Genomic DNA, 19355 nt, shown 5'->3' with positions numbered 1-19355 from the left:
TTCACACACCTTTTTTACAAAAAATACTATTATATTAATTTTACCATATTTTAGTCAAGAAACAATGAGAAAAATTGACTTTTTTTTATTTTTGAACTATAATTTCTTAACATGGATAGTTAATTCCATATAAAAAATGAGGGGATGATATATATGATTGCGGCATTTTTTGATATTGATGGAACAATTTATAGAAATTCTCTTCTGACTGAGCATTTTAAAAAACTTATAAAATATGAATTGTTGGATTTCAGAGAATACGATACAAGAGTAAAGGAAGCTTTTAAACTCTGGGATGAAAGGGTTGGAGATTATGACAAATATCTTCTTGGCCTCACACAAACTTATGTTGATGCTATAAAGGGACTTTCTACAAAATACAATGATTTTGTGGCAGATCAGGTAGTAGAATTAAAAGGGAATAGAGTTTATTCTTACACAAGAAGTATGATAAAATGGCATAAAGAGCAAGGACATAAAGTTATTTTTATTTCTGGAAGTCCAGATTTTTTAGTGTCCAGAATGGCTAAAAAATGGAATGCTGATGATTTTTGCGGTTCTATATACCATGTAGAAAACGGAATCCTTTCTGGAAAGATTTCTCCAATGTGGGATTCAGAAAATAAAATGAAATCTATAGATATGTTTTGTAAAAAATATGGTATTGATTTAATGAAAAGTTATGCTTATGGTGATACTCATGGGGATTACAGTATGCTACTTAGTGTTGGACATCCCAGAGCTATTAATCCAAGTCTTGAACTTTTGAATAGTATAAAAGAATCTGATTATCTGAAAAAAAATACAGAAATCATTATAGAAAGGAAAGATGTTATTTATAAAGTACATTCTAATGTGGAAACTTTATAATTTTTTAATTTTAACAAGGAGGCAAATATGACAATGAGATTATTTTATTTTGTAATTTCATTTATGTTTATGTTTTTTACTTCTAATTTTGATATTCAGGAAAAACATTCTGCTTTTAAAGATTTACCTCAAAATATTCTGCTTTTAGGTAAAATAGAAAGTACTAGAGAATATAGTTTTATAAAAATAGACAAAATAGAACTTGCAGATAGGGAAACTTTAAAAAATCCTATACCTGCTTTTTTAGAAATGACAGAGATTGTTACAGAAGAGCCTTGCATAAATACTGTTATTTATCCACAAAAAGATATTTTAACATTTTATACAATCCTTGAACGGTATGATTCCCGAATTCTTTTGATTTAACAATTTCTCATAAAAATCACATTATATTCAAGAAACAATAATAAGGAGATTAATTTATGAGAGAATTTCATATAGGAATGGATGTTGGTTCTACTACTATAAAAATAGTATGTCTTGATGAAAAAGATAATATTATCTATTCAATTTATCAAAGACATCTATCTAATGTTAGAGAAACAACTAAAAAAATGTTTGATGATTTTTTAGAACATATGAAAAATAATTTTGGTGAAGATATAAAATACAAAATAAGTATCACTGGTTCTAGTGGAATGGGGATATCTTCATGGATAGGAATAGATTTTGTACAAGAAGTTATTGCCTGCATAAAATCTATTGAAGCACTTATTCCAGAAACTGATGTAGCTATTGAACTTGGAGGGGAAGATGCAAAAATAACTTTCCTTAAAAATGATATGGATCAAAGAATGAATGGAAGTTGTGCTGGCGGTACAGGAGCATTCATTGATCAAATAGCTACCCTTTTGGATACAGATGCTTCAGGTCTTAATGAACTTGCTAAAGGATTTGACTCAATTTATCCAATCGCTGCCAGATGTGGAGTATTTGCAAAAACTGACATACAACCTCTTATTAATGAGGGGGTAAGAAAAGAAAATATAGCTGTATCTGTATTTCAAGCTGTAGTCAATCAAACTATAACTGGTCTTGCATGTGGTAAGAAAATTACAGGAAAGGTGGCTTTTTTAGGGGGTCCTCTTTTCTTTTTAAGCGAGCTTAGAAATAGATTTATTGATACATTAAAATTAGCCCCTGAAGATGTTGTTTTTCCTGAAAATTCACAACTTTTTGTTGCTCAGGGAGCTGCTTTTCTATCTAAAGAAAATGATGCAGTATTTTCTTATGAAGAGCTTAAAACTAAAGTAGAGCGTCTTAATGAAAAAGATACCTCTGATACTTCAAGATTACAGCCATTATTTGAAACTGAAGATGAACTGAATGAATTTCTTGAAAGACATGAAAAAGAAAAAATAGAAACAAGGGATTTAAATACTTATGAAGGAAATGCTTACCTTGGAATAGATGCAGGTTCCACTACAATTAAAGTAGTTCTTATTTCAGAAGAAAAAGAGATATTATTCTCACATTATTCTCATAACAAGGGAAATCCACTTGATAATATTATTGCTACGCTTAAAAAACTGTATTCAAAAATGAATAAAAATATTATTATTAAAGGTTCATGTGTAACTGGATATGGAGAAACTCTTATCAAGGCAGCTTTAAGAGTAGATATTGGTATAGTAGAAACTATGGCACATTATAAAGGATCACAATTTTTCCAGCCAGATGTTGATTTTATACTTGATATTGGTGGACAAGATATGAAATGTCTGAAAATACAAGATGGTATTATTACTTCTATTCTTTTAAATGAAGCTTGTTCTTCTGGATGTGGATCATTCCTTGAAACTTTTGCTCATTCCCTTGGAATGGATATTCTGGAATTTTCCAGATTAGGAATGGAATCTAAATCTCCAGCTGACCTTGGTACCAGATGTACTGTATTTATGAATTCAAAAGTTAAACAGGCACAAAAAGATGGAGTAGAAGTGGCTGATATTTCTGCTGGACTTTCTTACTCTGTTGTAAAAAATACACTTTTTAAAGTTATAAAAATAAAAAACAAAGAGGAATTAGGAAAAAATATAGTTGTTCAAGGAGGAACTTTCCTTAATAACTCTGTACTGAGAGCTTTTGAATTGGTTTCAGAAAGGAGTGTAATCAGACCTAATGTTGCTGGACTTATGGGAGCTTTTGGAGCTGCCCTTATAGCAATGGAACAGGCTGGAGAAAGTTCATCTATTATGACTTTAGATGAATTAAATAATTTCAGCTGTACTACAAACCTTACTAGATGTAAGCTTTGTAATAATCATTGTTTATTGACTATCCATAAATTTAAAAATGGTGAAAATTTTATATCAGGTAATAGGTGTGATAACCCTCTTGGAAAAATGAAGAAAAATACAGCACCTAATATGTTTGATTACAAATACAATAGATTATTTAATTATACACCTTTAGAACCTTCAAAAGCTGCTAGAGGAGAAATCGGTATTCCTAGAGTTTTGAATTTCTACGACTCATATCCATTCTGGTTTACACTGTTGACTAACCTTGGATTTAGAGTAATTATATCTGATGATTCATCTAAAAAATTATATGAAAAAGGGATTGATACTATTTCTTCTGATTCTATATGCTACCCTGCAAAACTTGTTCATGGACACATTGTAGACCTTATAGAAAAAGGTGTAAAAAGAATCTTCTATCCTTGTGTTATATTTGAAGAGAAAGAAGATGAAAAATCTTCTAATCAGTTTAACTGTCCAATTGTTATGTCATATCCAGAAGTTATTAATAATAATATGGATATTTTAAAAGAAAAACATATAGATTTAATACTTCCATTTTTCTCATTTGAAAGCAAAGAAATTCTTTATAAGACTGTTTTTGAAGAATTTGAAAGATTTGGAATATCAAAATCTGAAGCTAAAATTGCTGTAGATGCTGCATGGGAAGAAAAATATAACTTTAGAAAAGATATGAGAAACAAAGCTCTTGAAATAATTGCTGATCTAGAAAAAACTGGAAAAACTGGAGTAGTTCTTTGTGGAAGACCTTATCATTGTGACAAAGAAATTCATCATGGTATTCCAAATATAATAAATTCTTTTGGAATAGCTGTTCTTACTGGAGATGCTGTTGCCAGTCTTGCTTCTCTTGATGAAGAACTAAGAGTAATAGATCAATGGACGTATCATTCAAGATTATATAGAGCTGCTGCTTATGTTGGAAAAAGTAAGTGTCTTGAACTTATAGAGCTAAATAGTTTCAGCTGTGGTATAGATGCAGTAACTACTGATCAAGTAGAAGAAATTTTAGCCAATTATGGAAAAGTACATACTCTTTTAAAAATAGATGAAATAAGTAACCTTGGAGCTGTAAAAATAAGAATAAGAAGTCTTTTAGCTGCTCTAGACTATAAGAAAAATGCTCTTAGATCTTCTATTAAAAAGAAAATAGAATATAAACGAGCTCAATTTACTAAAAAAATGAAAAAAGAATATACTATTCTTGCTCCACAAATGGCACCTATGCATTTTAAATTATTAAAAACTGCATTCAAAGCTGAAGGATATAACCTTGAAGTGCTGGATGAAACACAAGAAGCATTAGATTGTGGACTTCAATATGTTAACAATGATGCTTGTTACCCATCTATATTGGTTATTGGAGAGCTCATTGCAGCATTAAAATCTGGAAAATATGATCTTGATAAAACTGCTGTTATGATTTCACAAACTGGTGGAAGCTGTCGTGCTACTAACTATTTAGGATTCTTGAAAAAAGCTATAAAAGACAGTGGTTTTGAAAAAATTCCTATTCTTTCTTTAAATGCAAGCGGGTTTGAGAAACAGGAAGGTTTTTCTATAACTCTTCCTTTTGCTCATAAATGCCTGATAGCTGTATCATATGGGGATATTCTTATGAAACTTCTTTATCATGTACGCCCCTATGAAAAAATTAAAGGAAGTGCTTTTGAATTATATGAAAAATGGAATGAAAAAGTCAAAGAAAATATATATAATGGTAAATTTTCTCAATTTAAAAATAATATAAATGCAATAGTAAATGATTTTTCTAAAATTGAAGTATCTGATGAGAAGAAGATAAGAGTAGGAATAGTAGGAGAAATTCTTGTTAAATTCAGTCCTTTTGCTAACAATAATTTAACTGACTTTATTGAAGCTGAAGGTGGAGAAGTTTACACTTCAAGTCTTATGAGCTTTGTAAAATATTGTATATATAGTGACATATTTATAACAGAAAGATTCAAAGGTAAAATTGCAGCAATGAAATTAAAAGCTGCTCTTTGGATAATAGATCAGTATACAAAAGTATTAAATAATGCATTACAAAAAAATCCTAGGTTTGGTCATGAAGATTCTATTCAAGACCTTGCTAAAAAAACTTCTCAATATATTTCAATAGGAAATCAGTCTGGAGAGGGTTGGTTCCTTATGGGAGAAATGATAGAGTTTATTGAAAAAGATGTTCCTAACATTGTTTGTGTTCAGCCTTTTGGTTGTCTTCCTAATCATATAACAGGAAAAGGTATGATCAAAAAATTACGATCAGAATACAGTAATGTCAATATAGCTCCTATAGATTATGACCCTGCTTATTCTGAAGTTAACCAGTTAAATAGGATAAAACTTATGCTGTCTGTTGCCAGAAAAAATCTAAAAAACTCTTAAAAAATATTCAATTTATGATATAATTAAAGAAATAAAGAGGTTTTAAATTTTTTGGAGGTGGATTGATTGTATAAAGCTAACTATCTTATGATGACTCCTGGACCTACAATGGTAAGAGAAAATGTTTTAAAAGCTAGATGCAGCTTTTTTGGAAACCCTGATTTAGATCCTAATTTTTTTACTTTTTATGATAAATTATGTAAAAAAACTGGAAAATTATTTGGTGCTAAAAAAGCCCAGACTGTTATAATGAATGGCGAGGGTATGCTTGGATTAGATACTGCTTGTGCTTCACTTACTGAACCAGGAGATAAAGTTCTTGTTATATCTAATGGTATCTTTGGAGAAGGTTTCAAAGGTCTAGTAGAAACTTATGGTGGAGAGGTTACTTTATTTGAAACTGATGTTAAAAGTACTCTTGATATAGATAAATTAAGAATATTTCTTGAAAAAAATAAAGATTTTAAATATGCCACTGTAGTTCATTGCGATACTCCTTCTGGGGTACTTAATAATGTTGAAATTATTTGTAAAATTTTAAAATCTGAAGGGATCATGACAGTAGTTGACAGTGTTGCTGCTGTAGGTGGGGTTCAGTTAAATGTAGATGAATGGGGAATTGATATTGCTCTAGGAGGCTCTCAAAAAGTTTTTTCTGCTCCTTCTGGGATTACAATAATGACAGTAAGTAATGATGCATGGGAGGCTATTGAGAATAGAAAAACTCCAATCGCTTCTTTTTATTGTAACTTATCTTTATGGAAAAATTGTGTAAAAGAGCAGCTTTTCCCTTATACAATGCCTGCTAGTGATTTAATAGCTTTTGATGTTGCAATTGATAACATCTACAAAGAAGGAGTAGAAAAAGTTAGAGAAAGACATCATACTGCTGCTGAATATGTAAGAACTAGGCTTATGGATATGGGAATAGAACTTTATTTAAAAAATGGATATTCTCCAACAGTAACTGCTTTCTGCCTTCCAGAAGGTTATGATTACAAAGAAGTATCCAATTATCTTCTTCACAACTTTGAAGTAATGATAGCTGATTCTTATTCTTATCTAAGCAACAAAGTACTTAGAATAGGTCACATGGGTGAAAATGCTCGTTTCTACAGACTTGATTATACTTTAAAGGCTATTGAAAAAACTTTAAGAATTCTAAAAAAATAAAGTTTTGCATTAAAAGTCTCTTTTATGACATCTCAAGTCCTAAAAGGGACTTTTTAAGTCCAAGCTATTGCCTTTATTCAATTCTAACTATATATTATATAATGCTAGTATTATAAATAATTTCAAATTCAGGGGGAAGGAGGATTTATGTGCGATTTTGAAAAAAACAATAAAATGCCATTATATGGGCAATTAATGAATTTTTTACTTTCAGAAATAGAATGTGATAAGTTCAAAGAACATGAAAAACTTCCTTCTGAAAGAGAACTTTGTGATAAATTTAATCTAAGTCGTGATACTGTAAGACAAGCTATTTTTCAGTTAGAAAAAATGGGATATATCTATAAAAAACATGGAAAGGGAACTTTTGTTGCTCCAAAACAATTGAAGCCTGATTTATATAAGTTTTATGATTTTACAGAAGAAATGAAAAAACTTGGAAAAGAAGCCATTTCTAAAGTTTTATCCTTTGAAATAATTCCAGCTGATAAATATATAGCAAATGCTCTAAAAATAAAAGAAAACAGCAATGTTCACAGAATTACTCGTTTAAGGCTTGTAGATTCTATCCCTCTTATTTTTGAAAAGGCATATCTGCCAATAGAAAAATTTAATTATTTTTATATAGATGAATTAAACACTTCTTCCCTTTGTAATATACTTAAAAATAGATTTTCTATAAAATTTTCTAAAGGAGAAGAAACTTTTTATCCAATTACTCCTGATGAAGATATAACAAGATATCTTAATTTAATGAAATTTCAGCCAGTAATAAAAATAGAAAGAACCACTTTTGAAGATGAGGAGCCAATCATGTTTACTGAAAGAATAATAAGAGGAGATAAATTTAAATATACAATAACAACTTCATTCTAATTTTAAAGGAAACTAAATTCATAGAAATTTGTACTCCAACATATCTTAAGCAATAAGTCTCTAATTAACATAATTTTTTATTTCTAAAAAACTATACTCTAAAAATATATTCTGTGATATAATTCAATATATTTTAGTTAAAAAGGAGTAAAAAATGAAAATAACCCAGGAAACAAATTGTGCTATAAAAACTATTCTATATTTATCTACACTTCAAAGAGGAGAAATATCTTCTGCAAAGATTATTGGAAAAACTATTGATTTTTCTGATAAATTCGTTCTTAAAGTTCTGAGACCTTTGACAAGTGCAAATATAGTTCTCCCATTTAGAGGTGTTACTGGAGGATATTGTTTAGGAAAAACTATTGATAAAATCAATCTCTTAGATGTTATAACAGCAGTACAAAGTGATATAAGTATATTAACTGTTATGAAAAATATGCCTAAAAAAAATATTAAAAAAGATGAAATATTTTCTATATTTGATCAGATACAAGAATTTGAAAAAAAATTTTTAAAAAAAATTACCTTTGATATGATTTTAAGTAACAAAGTAAATTTAAAAAATATATTAGAAGATATTATTTAATAATAAAAAAGCTGCCTGTAAGTATTTTTTCTTCAGGCAGCTGCTATTTTTTTTTTGAATTATTTAAATTGTTCAGAACCACTAGAATAATGGCACTCTTTTACCAATTTACCTTCTGCATCATATTCTTTATAAACACCATCTAATTTTCCATTTTCTCCATAATTACATTCTATATAGAGAACTCCATTTGAAAAATATTCTTTATAAGGACCATACATAGCTCCATTTTTAAAATTAACATCAAGTTTCACTTGTCCATTTGGGAAATATTTTATATTTTTTGTTGTTGTAGAATTGCTAACATGTTCTGATGATTTTTTTAATTTTCCATTTGGGAAAAATTCTTCATAAAGTCCAACTGTTTCTCCATTTACAAGAGTACGTTTAGAGCTTAATTTTCCATCGCTGTAGAAAGTTTCATATACTCCATGGATATTCCCATCTTTATAAAATTTATGAGTTTCTACCTGACCATTCATATAATATGATTTATATTCTCCTTCTCTAATTCCATTTACATAATTTTTTTCTTCTTGAATTCTCCCATTATCGTAAGTTTTTACCCATAGTCCTTCTTTTTTACCATCTTTATTATACTGATTTGTCATGATTATTCCCCCTTTGAATAATGATAATGATGTATAGTTAATATTAGTATACCTCATAATCTTTAAGAAATAAAGAGATTAAATTAAATTTTCCCTATTTTGATATATTTTTTTCTGTTTTATAATGAAAAATATGAATATTTAACATATTAAAGTCAAATAATAGTTTTTTTCCAAAGGAAATATTTTTAATTACATCTGTGGAAGTTCTTGCAGTAAACTCCTTTTTTCCTATTTTAAAATATATATATACTTCATTTCCCATGTTTTCAACTACACTTACAGTTCCTTGAATTCTATTTTTTTCAATTTTATTATTATCTGAAACTTTTATATTTTCTGGTCTTATTCCAAACCATATTTTCTCTCCAACATTATCTTTTACTTTTTCTGCTTTCTCTTTATCCAAAACCAAATAAACATCATTATCTAACTTTACTAAAATGTCTTCATTCTTTTTCAGAAGTTCTCCCTCAACTATATTCATAGCTGGTGAACCAATAAATCCAGCTACAAATTTATTTACAGGAAAATTATATATATTCATAGGAGTATCTACTTGCATAACTTTTCCTTTATTAAGTACACATATTCTGTCTCCCATTGTCATTGCCTCTACCTGATCATGGGTTACATATATCATTATAGTTTCTTTCCCTTCATTGAGAAGTTCTTTATGAAGCTGTGTTATTCTTACTCTCATAGACACTCTTAATTTGGCATCTAAATTAGAAAGAGGTTCATCAAAAAGAAATACTTTTGGCTCTCTCACTATAGCTCTGCCTAATGCTACTCTCTGTTTTTGTCCCCCTGACATTTCTTTGGGTTTTCTATCCAGAATATCACTTATTTCGAGTCTTTCAGCAGTTTCTCTTACTCTCTTATCTATTTCTTTTTTAGAAAACTTTGCCATTTTTAATCCAAAAGCCATATTTTCATAAGTAGTCATATGAGGGTAAAGAGCATAATTTTGGAATACCATAGCTATCCCTCTGTCTTTAGGTGGAAGTTTATTGGAAAGTTTTCCTTCTATCCATAATTCTCCTCTTGTTATATCTTCCAGTCCAGCTATCATTCTCAACATAGTTGACTTAGCACATCCTGATGGACCAACAAGTACCATAAATTCTCCAGATTTTATTTCTAAATCTATCCCATGAACAGCCTTAAAGCCATTTGAATATATTTTTTCAATATTTTTTAAAGTAACTCCACTCATATTTACTCCTTTTTTTGTATTCTACACTAAGGATTATACCATATTTTTCTTATCTTGTGTAAAGACAAAAGAACACTCAGATATTTTTCCTCTATTGACAATAATTTTTGAATGTGATACAATTCATGAAATAATTAAATCCATAGAGAGAGATGGAGGGACAGGCCCTTTGATATCTCAGCAACCTGCTTCAAGCGTGGTGCTAATTCCTGATAGATGGTTTAGATTCTAGCATTTTAAGCTTTTTTCATCTATCAGGTGGAAAAAGCTTTTTTTATTGGATTCAAATAGGAGATGAACAAATGAAAATTTCAGAATTATTTAAAACAAAAAAAACAATTGTATCCTTTGAAGTATTTCCACCAAATAATATATATTCTTTAGAAGATGTTTATTCTTCCATTGATGAGCTGGCAAAATTACAGCCAGACTTTATGAGTGTCACATATGGAGCTGGAGGAGCCACTAGAGGAAGAACAGTAGAGATTGCATCAAAGATTAAGAATGATAATAAAATAGAGGCTCTGGCACACCTCACTTGTCTTGGAGCTAAGGCAAATGAAATTGATGATATATTAGAACAGTTAAGAAAAAATAATATAGAAAATATTCTTGCTTTAAGGGGAGATAAACCTAAAGGTGGACTTCACATTGAAGATGGTGATTTTAAATATGCTCAAGATCTTATTTCTCACATAAAGAAAAAGAAAGATTTTTCAATAGGAGGGGCATATTATCCTGAGGGGCATCAAGAAACAAATGATCTTCTAGATCTCTTTAACTTAAAAACAAAGGTAGACTCTGGAACTGATTTTCTTATTTCTCAAATATTTTTTGATAATGAATCCTTTTATCGTTTCAGAAACAAATTGAATAAACTTCAAATAAATATTCCATTAGTTGCTGGAATAATGCCTGTTACAAATGCAAAACAGATAAGAAAAATAACCTCAATGTGTGGATGCAGTATTCCAGAAAAATTTCAAAAAATATTAAATAAGTACGAAGATAATCCTCAAGCACTGAAGGAAGCTGGAACTGCTTATGCTACTGAACAAATTATAGATTTAATAACATCTGATATTGATGGAATACATTTATATACCATGAATAAAGTAGATACAGCTAAAAAAATAATGGCAAATATAGCACATATAAGAGAAATTTCTGGAGGTAGCAGATAATGATAAATGAACTGAAAAAAAGAGTACTTGTACTAGATGGAGCTACTGGAACAGCTATTCAAAAATATAATCTTACAGAAGCTGATTTTCAAGGAAAAAAAGGCTGTAATGAAATTTTGAATATAACAAGGCCTGATGTAATAAAAGAGATACACACTAAGTATATTGAAGCTGGTGCTGACATCATAGAAACAAATTCATTCAACTGCAACAAAATATCTCTGAAAGATTATCAAATAGAAGATATGTCTTATACACTTTCAAAAAAAGGAGCTGAGTTAGCTAGGGAAACGGCAGATACTTTCTACAAAACTTCTAGAAAAAAAATATATGTTGCTGGTTCTATAGGTCCTACAAGTAAAAGCCTTTCCCTTCCAATAGGAGATATTCCTTATGAAAGAGAAATTAATTTTGATCAGATGAAAAACATATACTCTGAGCAGATAGAAGGTGTCATAGATGGTGGTGCTGATTGTATATTGATAGAAACTATATTTGATGGATTAAATGCTAAAGCTGCACTTATAGCTGCTGAGGAACTTTTTGAAAAGAAAAAAATTCAACTTCCAATTATGATTTCTGCAACTGTAAATAAACAGGGAAAAATTTTCTCAGGACAAAGTATAGAATCATTAATTGTTGCTTTAAATAGACCTTCAGTTATTTCTTTTGGGCTCAATTGTTCTTTTGGAGCTAAAGACCTTATTCCAATGATAAAAAGAATAGCTTCTTTTACAGATAAATATATTTCTCTGTATCCTAATGCTGGACTCCCTAATGAAGAAGGAGAATATGAAGAAACTCCTGAGATAACTGCTGGATATTTAAAGGAATTAGTAGATGAAAAAAAGGTAAATATTCTTGGAGGATGTTGTGGAACACATTTTTCACACATAAAAGCAATAGCCGATTTAGTAAAAAATAAAGAACCTAGACTTCCAATTTCAAAAGAAAACAGATATTTTCTCTCTGGAAATGAAATATATGATTTCAGTAATAAATTCACAATAGTTGGAGAAAGAAATAATGTAGCTGGTTCTAAAATTTTTAAAACATTGATTGAAGAAAAAAACTATACAAAAGCTCTAGAAATAGCTCGTTCACAAATAGAAAAAGGAGCTGCTGTACTAGATATTAATCTTGATGATGGACTGTTAATACCTCATGAGGAAATGGAAAGATTTTTAAGAATAATTCAAAATGATCCAATAGTCTCAAAAATTCCTATAATGATAGATTCATCAGACTTTTTCACTATTGAAACTGCCTTAAAAAACATAGCTGGAAAACCAATAGTAAATTCCATCTCTTTAAAAGAGGGAGAAGAAGCTTTCAGAAAAAAAGCCAGAATAATAAAAAAATATGGTGCTGCTGTTGTTGTTATGGCTTTTGATGAAAATGGGCAGGGAGTCTCTTATGAAAGAAAGGTAAAAATCTGCAATCGTTCATATAAAATATTGGTAGAAGAAGGGATTCCCAACTCAGATATAGCTTTTGATCCAAATATATTGACTATAGGTACTGGAAGTGAAAATGATAGATATAATGGGGTGAATTTTATAAAAACAGTTCAATGGATAAAAAAAAATCTTCCTCAATGCAGTATTACTGGTGGACTTAGCAACTTATCCTTTGCCTTTAGGGGAAATAATCCTTTGAGAGCAGCTATACACTCTCTATTTATTGAAAATGTAAAAGAAAAAGGAATGAATTTTGCTATAATGAATCCTAGTGAGAAAGCTCCTCAGCTTACTTCAGAAGAGAAAAACACAATCCTATCCTTAATAAATGGAGAAGAGGATTCTCTTGATTCTATATTGAAACTTGCTATAAAATTAAAAAATGCCTCTGTTCTTCTTAAAAAGAACAGCTCCTCTGCTCCTAAAATAATAAAGAATGATTTTGATTCTTTAAAGGACAGAATAGAAAATGCTCTTATTTATGGAGGTAGTACAACTTTTGATACAGATATAAATACTGCTCTGGAAACTCTGACACCTTTAGATATTATACAAAATATTCTAATGAAATGTATGGATAAAATAGGTATTCTTTTTGAAGGAGGAGAACTGTACCTTCCACAGCTTATAAGATCATCAAGTGTTATGAACAGAGCTGTTGATATTTTGAAACCTCATATGAAAATAGAAGCTAATATAGGAATAAAGGGCAAGGTTCTTATGGCTACTGTAGAAGGAGATGTTCATGATATTGGTAAAAATATTGCTGGAACAGTTTTGAAATGTAATGGTTATGAAGTGATAGATTTAGGGGTAATGGTAAGCAAAGAAAAAATACTCGAAGAAGCTGTAAAAAACAGTGTAGATATCATTACACTAAGTGGTCTTATCAGTCCTTCATTAAAAGAAATGGAAAAGATTCTTTTTCTTTTAAACAGCAGCAAACTTCCTATTCCTGTATTAATAGCAGGAGCAGCTACTTCTAAATTGCATACTGCTGTAAAATTAGAGCCATTTTATCAAGGAAAAACTTTCCACACTACAGATGCTTTAGACACTCTTACAATAATAAATAAGTTGATCTATGGTGACAAAGATTTATTTATGAGTGAGAAAACAAATGAACTCAGAGAGTTGTGCAAAGTATATTTGAATAATAAAAAAAACAGCTCTAAAATATCAGTATCTCCTAAAGAAGATTTTACTTCTAAAGTCATAGTTCCTAATCAATTGGGAAAACAGTATATAGAATTTCCTCTCCAAAAGATTGAAAAATATATTAACTGGAATTTTCTTCTTTATAATATGAAAGTTAAAAATACACCTTTAGAAGAAAATACGCTTAATGATGCTAAATATATTTTAGAAAAAATGAAAGAAAATGACATAAAAATCAAATGTGCTTTTGGAATTTTCCCTTGCACAAAAAATTCTAATAATTTAAGTATAAAAGATGGTGATAAAAATTGGAATATCTCTTTTATAAGAGGAGAAGTAAAAAATAAAAATATTGGAATAAGCGATTTTTTCAATGAAAATGACTTTATAGGGACTTTTATTATTTCAGTAAACAGCTCTCTATTTGATGAAGATAACTATATGAGCATAATGGAAAACATTCTCCTTACAAGAGTTGCTGAAGCTGCTTCTGAATTTATGGAAATTTATTTGAAGGAAGAAAATATCTGGCTGCCTAATATCAGACCTGCTATAGGCTATTCATCTATTCCAGATCATTCTATCAAGAAAATTATTTTTGAAATCACTGAAGGTGAAAGAACAGGAGCATATCTTACTAATAATTTTGCTATGTCTCCACTGAGTACTGTGTGTGGTATTTATATTTCCAATCCAAAGAGCTTTTATTTTGATTTGAAATAATTTTAAATACCTGCTACAGTATATTTATACTAAAAAAAATTAAGGAGGCCAATATTATGATAGTTGTATATGCAAAATCTATTGTACCTGAAAAAAATATTGATAAATATTTAGAAATAGCAAAAAAATTAGCAGATGAAACAAGAAAAGAAAATGGAAATATTTTTTATGAAATGATACAGGACAAAGATAACAGAAGTATTCTTGCTTTTATTGAAAAATGGGAAAATATGGAGGTTTTAGATAAACATATGAAAACTCCACATTTCACTGTATTTGTTCCTCAATTAAATGAATTAAGAGAAGGAGAATCTGAACTCACTATACATGAAGTTCTATTCTAAAAAAATTGGCAGCCTGTATAAAACAGACTGCCTCTTTTATTTACTAATCTCTGCATATTCCTTGTTCTTTTGCTACTTTTTCAACTGCATCTGCAACTGCATCTGCAACTCTTTTATCAAAAGCATCTGGAATGATGTAATTTTCATTCATTTCTTCATCAGTAATAAGAGAAGCTAATCCTCTTGCTGCTGCAAGTTTCATTTCTTCAGTTATTTTTCTAGATTTTGCTCTTAAAGCCCCTTTGAATAATCCTGGGAATACAAGAACATTATTTATTTGGTTAGGATAATCTGATCTTCCAGTTCCTACTATTTTTGCTCCTCCTGCTAAAGCGTCTTCTGGCATTATTTCAGGAGTAGGATTTGCCATTGCAAATATTACAGCATCTTTATTCATTGTTTTTACCATTTCAGTAGTAAGAATATTTCCTACAGATACTCCAATGAAAACGTCAGCTCCTTGTACTGCAAATGCTAAATCTCCAGCAAGGTCATTAGGATTAGTTATTTCAGCTAACTCTCTCTTAGAGAAGTCATAAGATTCTTTATCACTTTTTCTAAGGATTCCAGGTTTATCAAGAACTAATATTTCTTTTGCCCCTAAATCTCTTATAAGTTTAGTTATAGAACTTCCTGCTGCCCCTGCTCCATTTACTACAACTTTAGCATCAGAGAATTTTTTACCTACAACTTTGAAAGCATTGATAAGTCCCGCAGCAACTACTATTGCAGTTCCATGTTGATCATCATGGAATACAGGAATATCTAATTCTTTCTTTAATCTAGTTTCTATTTCTATACATCTTGGTGCTGATATATCTTCTAAGTTTACTCCTCCAAGTCCTGGAGCTAGTAATTTTACTGTTCTAATAATTTCTTCTGGATCTTTAGTATCTAAACAAATAGGAATTGCATCTACCCCTGCAAATTCTTTGAATAGTACACATTTACCTTCCATTACTGGAAGAGCTGCTTCTGGACCGATATCTCCAAGTCCTAATACTGCTGTTCCATCAGTTATAACTGCAACCATGTTTCCTTTAGCTGTATATTTATATACATCCTCTTTGTTAGCTGCTATTTTTCTACAAGGTTCTGCAACACCTGGTGAATAAGCAAGACTCAAATCATCTTTATTAGCTACTTTTACTTTTGAAACTATTGATATCTTTCCTTTATTTTTTTCATGCATTTCTAGTGCTCTTTCGAATACTGTTGACATAATATCTCCCTCCGTTTATTATAAAATATTTTTTGAAAATTTATTTTCGTTTATTGTAACAGTGCAAACTATATTCAAATAATATATATTTGCCTTTAAAGCTTTATATGATGTATTATATCCCCTTTTTGTACAAAAGTAAAGTACTTTCTTTTTTTCTTGTCTTATTTACGTATTTAATATCTAATATTGATATAATAAACTTAAACTAGTACATATATTTTCTGAAAATAAATTTTTAAAATATTTTTTTCATCAGTGCACAATATATAATATTTATTATATGCTTTTTTACAAAAATTTAGGTGATTGAAAAAATTTTTTTATTTTTCAGTCACCTAAATTTTAAAGTAATGTTCTTATTTTAATATTCCTAATTTTTTTAATTTTTCTTCATTCTCTTCTACAAATTCCTCAGTAATAGTATAAGATATCGTTTTTGTAACTACTATTGCTGTTCCATCAAAAGATATTTCCACTTTTTTATCTTTTTCCAAAAATTCTTCACCTTTTTCTACAGCTCTAGCTAAATTTTCTGCATCTATCCTATCTTTTAAACCATATTTCATAAAAATACCCCCTTATTAATATATATTTTTATATATAAATTATACAAGATAAAAACTTCTTTCCTTTTTCCTGGAAATAAAAAAAGCTGAGTAACATTTAAAAAAATGTTTTACTCAGCTCTCTTTTTTGTATAATATAGTTACCACCCTAATTATACAAAGGAGACATACATGCAAATCAAACATATTATCTCTAAAATCAATATAACAAATCTTTTAGGTAAAATCAAGAAATATTTTAAAAATGAGCATTTTGAGGATGTTAAACAGACTATTCAAAAATTCTTAGCTTGTTCTATTGATAAATCTTTTCTCTCTCTTCAATGCCCTAATTGTCATGATGCGCATAAAATTAAAGTTACTTGTAAATCTAGATTTTGTCCTTCCTGCGGTAAACGTTATTCTGCTCTTTGAACTGAAAAAACTTCCACTTCTCTTATTCATGTTAAACATAGAAGTGTCCTTTTTACTATTCCTGAAGAACTTAGAATGTTTTTCTTCTATGATAGAGATCTTTTAACTAAGCTTGCTTATGCTGTTAATGATGTTTTTAAATATCAATTTCATAACATTAAAGCAAAAAATCAAAGAATTCATAAAATTTCAAAATATTCTTCTAAATACTTTACTAACTCAGATATCATTCATTATGGATTGATTACTGTTATTCACACCTTTGGACGCGATCTTAAATGGAACCCTCATATTCATGCTATTGTTACTTTAGGTGGTTTCAATAAAAACTACCAATTTCTTGAAAAAAAATATTTTCATGTCAATTCCATTGCTGGACAATGGAAAAAAATGGTTATTGATATTGTTAAATCTGGAAATTATGACAAGCCTGAAATTAAAGCTAAAGCTTATGCTGCTGCTAACTACCTTTATCGCAAAAATACAAGATTCTTTTTCAATGTTGCAAAAAATGATTTAAATAATAATATTTATGCAATTAAATATATTGGCAGATATCTAGCAAGAGCTCCTATCGCAGAATATAAAATTATTGATTTTTATGATAATAAGGTTACTTTCTATTATGAAAGTCTTGCTGATGATAAACAAAGAATTGAGCTTACTTTAGATGCAGAAACATTTCTTTCCAAATTAATTATTCACATTCCCCCTAAACATTTCAAAATGATTAGGCGCTTTGGAATCTATTCTAGAAATATTAAATCAGAACTTAAAAACATCATGAAATTCATGAGAAAATATGTCTCTAAATATTCCAATTTTACTTTTTATCAACTTGAAATATGGAAAGCTTTTGGAGTAAATCCTTTTTATTGTTTTAAATGTAATACCAGAATGAAAGTTAAAAAAATATCATATTTTAATATACATACAGGCTCCATTTGCTGGAAAGAATATCGCTAAATAGCTGATTAACAATCAGCTTTTTTGTGCTGTCAATTTTAATCTTATTCAATTAATATATCTAGTATGAATACAAAATAATTAATATTTTTTATTTTTTCAACAAATTTATCAAATTATAATTTCCTAAAAAATGAAAAAGAGGATAAATAAATATCCTCTGCTCTATCTATATAAACAATGAATATAAAAAATTTGCTGCCATTCCAGCTGCTAATCCACCAATAGTATGACTGAATATTGCTTTTCCAGTTAAATCTCTATATTTTAAACTATCCATCATAGCCACATGGGTACTTAAATATCCACTCCAACACATTCCCATACTTGTAAAGACAGCTATCTCTCTTGGTCCTATTACTCCTTCTTTTATAAATTGTGGCACAAGTCCAATAGCAGCTCCCACTGCTCCAAGTGCTGTTATAGGAAAAGCTATTGCTTGTGGACTAGTAAATCCAAACAATGGTCTTAATATAAAATTAAGCTTTTCTCCAATTATTGGAAGTACTCCTATTCCTTCATAAGCTGCTCCTGTATACCCACCTTCTGGCATACTATTAGTAAGCATGAGTACTGTTGTACATATGATGATTACTCCAGGAATTATAGCAATTCCCATTTCTACTCCTACTTTTCCACCTTCTAGCATTGCTTCTAAAAATCTTCCAAAAACTGTTCCTCCTCTTACTTCTCTTGTATCAAGAACAAATTTTTCTATTTCTTTTTCTTCTTCAGATTCTCCTATACTTTTAAAATATTTTTTACTATAATATATCATTAAATTTACACTTACTATACTTCCAACTATTGCTCCAAGATTTCCAATAAGAACTGCTTTAAAAAGGTTCACTTTCATCAGTCCACCTTGTGCTACCATAAATGCTGATACTATAAACCCCATTCCAAAAGATGTTCCTAAATTAGTAAGAGCTGTAAATTGATAATTTTTAAAATATTTTCTAAATTCTTTATTTGCTGCTAAACTGAGTACAGCTGGATTATCTGATATATAAGTTGTCACTATTGCTAATGCAGAAGCTCCTGGCAATCTATAAAGAGGATAGATTACAAAATAAAGCAATTTATTTATCAGGGATATCACTCCAAATTCAGATAATATTTCTGAGAGTGCTCCTGCTAATACTGCAACTCCCATTATAAAAAATACAGTATTTATCAAAAGATCATGTGCAGTTCCCATTATTGTATTTATCATATTCACAGGTCCCATTATATTGGCTGTTGCTATGCAAGAACCTACCAGCAACCCTAAACATATAAAAGCTTCTAGACTTATTGCTTTCTTTTTCAATTTTTCCATGTAT

At 29.4% G+C, this 19355-nt stretch carries 15 protein-coding genes, 1 pseudogene and 1 riboswitch; of the genes and pseudogenes, 11 read left to right on the top strand and 5 right to left on the bottom strand.

What is annotated here, in order from left to right; all coding sequences use genetic code 11:
* Positions 1-153 precede the first annotated feature (153 nt).
* The 6 genes from E0E45_RS02715 (at position 154) to E0E45_RS02690 (ending at position 8160) form a co-directional block, all read left to right on the top strand.
* On the top strand, positions 154-870 hold the full coding sequence (locus E0E45_RS02715; RefSeq protein WP_096403550.1) for an HAD family hydrolase: 717 nt from the start codon (positions 154-156) through the stop codon (positions 868-870).
* A gap of 27 nt (positions 871-897) precedes the next feature.
* Entirely contained in the window at positions 898-1236 is a 339-nt protein-coding gene (locus E0E45_RS02710; RefSeq protein ID WP_096403551.1) for a hypothetical protein, read from the top strand.
* Between the two features lie 56 nt (positions 1237-1292).
* Positions 1293-5522 carry a 2-hydroxyacyl-CoA dehydratase gene (locus tag E0E45_RS02705; RefSeq protein ID WP_130889735.1) on the top strand — a complete coding sequence of 1410 codons (4230 nt, stop codon included), beginning with the start codon at positions 1293-1295 and terminating at the stop codon, positions 5520-5522.
* Positions 5523-5588: 66 nt separating this feature from the next.
* Entirely contained in the window at positions 5589-6695 is a 1107-nt protein-coding gene (locus E0E45_RS02700) for a pyridoxal-phosphate-dependent aminotransferase family protein (RefSeq protein WP_130889734.1), read from the top strand.
* 147 nt (positions 6696-6842) lie between these two features.
* The gene (locus tag E0E45_RS02695; protein ID WP_130889733.1) at positions 6843-7571 is read left to right on the top strand and encodes a GntR family transcriptional regulator; all 729 of its coding nucleotides are present in this window, start codon (positions 6843-6845) and stop codon (positions 7569-7571) included.
* Between the two features lie 154 nt (positions 7572-7725).
* Complete coding sequence (locus tag E0E45_RS02690; protein WP_130889732.1) at positions 7726-8160, top strand: RrF2 family transcriptional regulator; 435 nt, start codon at positions 7726-7728, stop codon at positions 8158-8160.
* A gap of 59 nt (positions 8161-8219) precedes the next feature.
* Here the strand turns inward: E0E45_RS02690 and E0E45_RS02685 are convergent, their stop codons facing one another.
* On the bottom strand, positions 8220-8771 hold the full coding sequence (locus E0E45_RS02685) for a toxin-antitoxin system YwqK family antitoxin (protein WP_130889731.1): 552 nt from the start codon (positions 8769-8771) through the stop codon (positions 8220-8222).
* A gap of 94 nt (positions 8772-8865) precedes the next feature.
* On the bottom strand, positions 8866-9990 hold the full coding sequence (locus E0E45_RS02680; RefSeq protein WP_130889730.1) for an ABC transporter ATP-binding protein: 1125 nt from the start codon (positions 9988-9990) through the stop codon (positions 8866-8868).
* A gap of 137 nt (positions 9991-10127) precedes the next feature.
* Positions 10128-10213: riboswitch (SAM riboswitch) on the top strand.
* A 79-nt stretch (positions 10214-10292) separates the two neighbouring features.
* Between E0E45_RS02680 and metF the strand changes: the two genes are divergently transcribed.
* The 3 genes from metF to E0E45_RS02665 are packed head-to-tail and all read left to right on the top strand — an operon-like array spanning position 10293 to position 14859.
* Positions 10293-11174: a methylenetetrahydrofolate reductase [NAD(P)H] gene (gene metF, locus E0E45_RS02675; RefSeq protein WP_130889729.1), complete on the top strand. Its 882-nt coding sequence runs from the start codon at positions 10293-10295 to the stop codon at positions 11172-11174.
* Positions 11174-14515 (top strand): methionine synthase, encoded by a 3342-nt coding sequence (gene metH / locus E0E45_RS02670; protein ID WP_130889728.1) that lies wholly within the window; start codon positions 11174-11176, stop codon positions 14513-14515. The genes metF and metH overlap by 1 nt, the downstream gene beginning before the upstream one ends.
* Positions 14516-14571: 56 nt before the next feature.
* The gene (locus tag E0E45_RS02665) at positions 14572-14859 is read left to right on the top strand and encodes a putative quinol monooxygenase (protein ID WP_130889727.1); all 288 of its coding nucleotides are present in this window, start codon (positions 14572-14574) and stop codon (positions 14857-14859) included.
* Between the two features lie 43 nt (positions 14860-14902).
* Here the strand turns inward: E0E45_RS02665 and E0E45_RS02660 are convergent, their stop codons facing one another.
* Entirely contained in the window at positions 14903-16081 is a 1179-nt protein-coding gene (locus E0E45_RS02660; RefSeq protein WP_130889726.1) for an NAD(P)-dependent malic enzyme, read from the bottom strand.
* Between the two features lie 359 nt (positions 16082-16440).
* Positions 16441-16650, bottom strand: a complete 210-nt coding sequence (locus tag E0E45_RS02655; protein ID WP_130889725.1) for a hypothetical protein — start codon at positions 16648-16650, stop codon at positions 16441-16443.
* A 171-nt stretch (positions 16651-16821) separates the two neighbouring features.
* On the opposite strand from E0E45_RS02655, the gene E0E45_RS02650 reads away from it, so the two are divergent.
* A complete protein-coding gene (locus E0E45_RS02650) occupies positions 16822-17064 on the top strand; it encodes a transposase zinc-binding domain-containing protein (RefSeq protein WP_130889724.1) in 243 nt (80 codons plus the stop codon).
* 15 nt (positions 17065-17079) lie between these two features.
* Positions 17080-18030: pseudogene (locus tag E0E45_RS02645) on the top strand (IS91 family transposase); the annotation flags it as partial.
* 169 nt (positions 18031-18199) lie between these two features.
* On the opposite strand, the gene E0E45_RS02640 reads toward E0E45_RS02645, so the two are convergent.
* Complete coding sequence (locus E0E45_RS02640; RefSeq protein WP_130889723.1) at positions 18200-19351, bottom strand: hypothetical protein; 1152 nt, start codon at positions 19349-19351, stop codon at positions 18200-18202.
* Between the last annotated feature and the right edge of the window lie 4 nt (positions 19352-19355).

The sequence above is a fragment of the Fusobacterium ulcerans ATCC 49185 genome, assembly GCF_900683735.1.
GTDB classification, from domain to species: domain Bacteria; phylum Fusobacteriota; class Fusobacteriia; order Fusobacteriales; family Fusobacteriaceae; genus Fusobacterium_A; species Fusobacterium_A ulcerans_A.
This window is presented reverse-complemented; position numbering and strand designations above follow the sequence as displayed.

Excerpts from the sequence above, each read along its gene's own strand:
- E0E45_RS02680 (WP_130889730.1), bottom strand. The coding sequence starts at position 9,990 with ATGAGTGGAGTTACTTTAAAAAATATTGAAAAAATATATTCAAATGGC.
- E0E45_RS02665 (WP_130889727.1), top strand. The coding sequence starts at position 14,572 with ATGATAGTTGTATATGCAAAATCTATTGTACCTGAAAAAAATATTGAT.
- E0E45_RS02695 (WP_130889733.1), top strand. The coding sequence starts at position 6,843 with ATGTGCGATTTTGAAAAAAACAATAAAATGCCATTATATGGGCAATTA.
- E0E45_RS02715 (WP_096403550.1), top strand. The coding sequence starts at position 154 with ATGATTGCGGCATTTTTTGATATTGATGGAACAATTTATAGAAATTCT.
- E0E45_RS02655 (WP_130889725.1), bottom strand. The coding sequence starts at position 16,650 with ATGAAATATGGTTTAAAAGATAGGATAGATGCAGAAAATTTAGCTAGA.
- E0E45_RS02685 (WP_130889731.1), bottom strand. The coding sequence starts at position 8,771 with ATGACAAATCAGTATAATAAAGATGGTAAAAAAGAAGGACTATGGGTA.
- E0E45_RS02640 (WP_130889723.1), bottom strand. The coding sequence starts at position 19,351 with ATGGAAAAATTGAAAAAGAAAGCAATAAGTCTAGAAGCTTTTATATGT.
- metF (WP_130889729.1), top strand. The coding sequence starts at position 10,293 with ATGAAAATTTCAGAATTATTTAAAACAAAAAAAACAATTGTATCCTTT.
- E0E45_RS02650 (WP_130889724.1), top strand. The coding sequence starts at position 16,822 with ATGCAAATCAAACATATTATCTCTAAAATCAATATAACAAATCTTTTA.
- E0E45_RS02705 (WP_130889735.1), top strand. The coding sequence starts at position 1,293 with ATGAGAGAATTTCATATAGGAATGGATGTTGGTTCTACTACTATAAAA.
- metH (WP_130889728.1), top strand. The coding sequence starts at position 11,174 with ATGATAAATGAACTGAAAAAAAGAGTACTTGTACTAGATGGAGCTACT.
- E0E45_RS02690 (WP_130889732.1), top strand. The coding sequence starts at position 7,726 with ATGAAAATAACCCAGGAAACAAATTGTGCTATAAAAACTATTCTATAT.
- E0E45_RS02710 (WP_096403551.1), top strand. The coding sequence starts at position 898 with ATGACAATGAGATTATTTTATTTTGTAATTTCATTTATGTTTATGTTT.
- E0E45_RS02660 (WP_130889726.1), bottom strand. The coding sequence starts at position 16,081 with ATGTCAACAGTATTCGAAAGAGCACTAGAAATGCATGAAAAAAATAAA.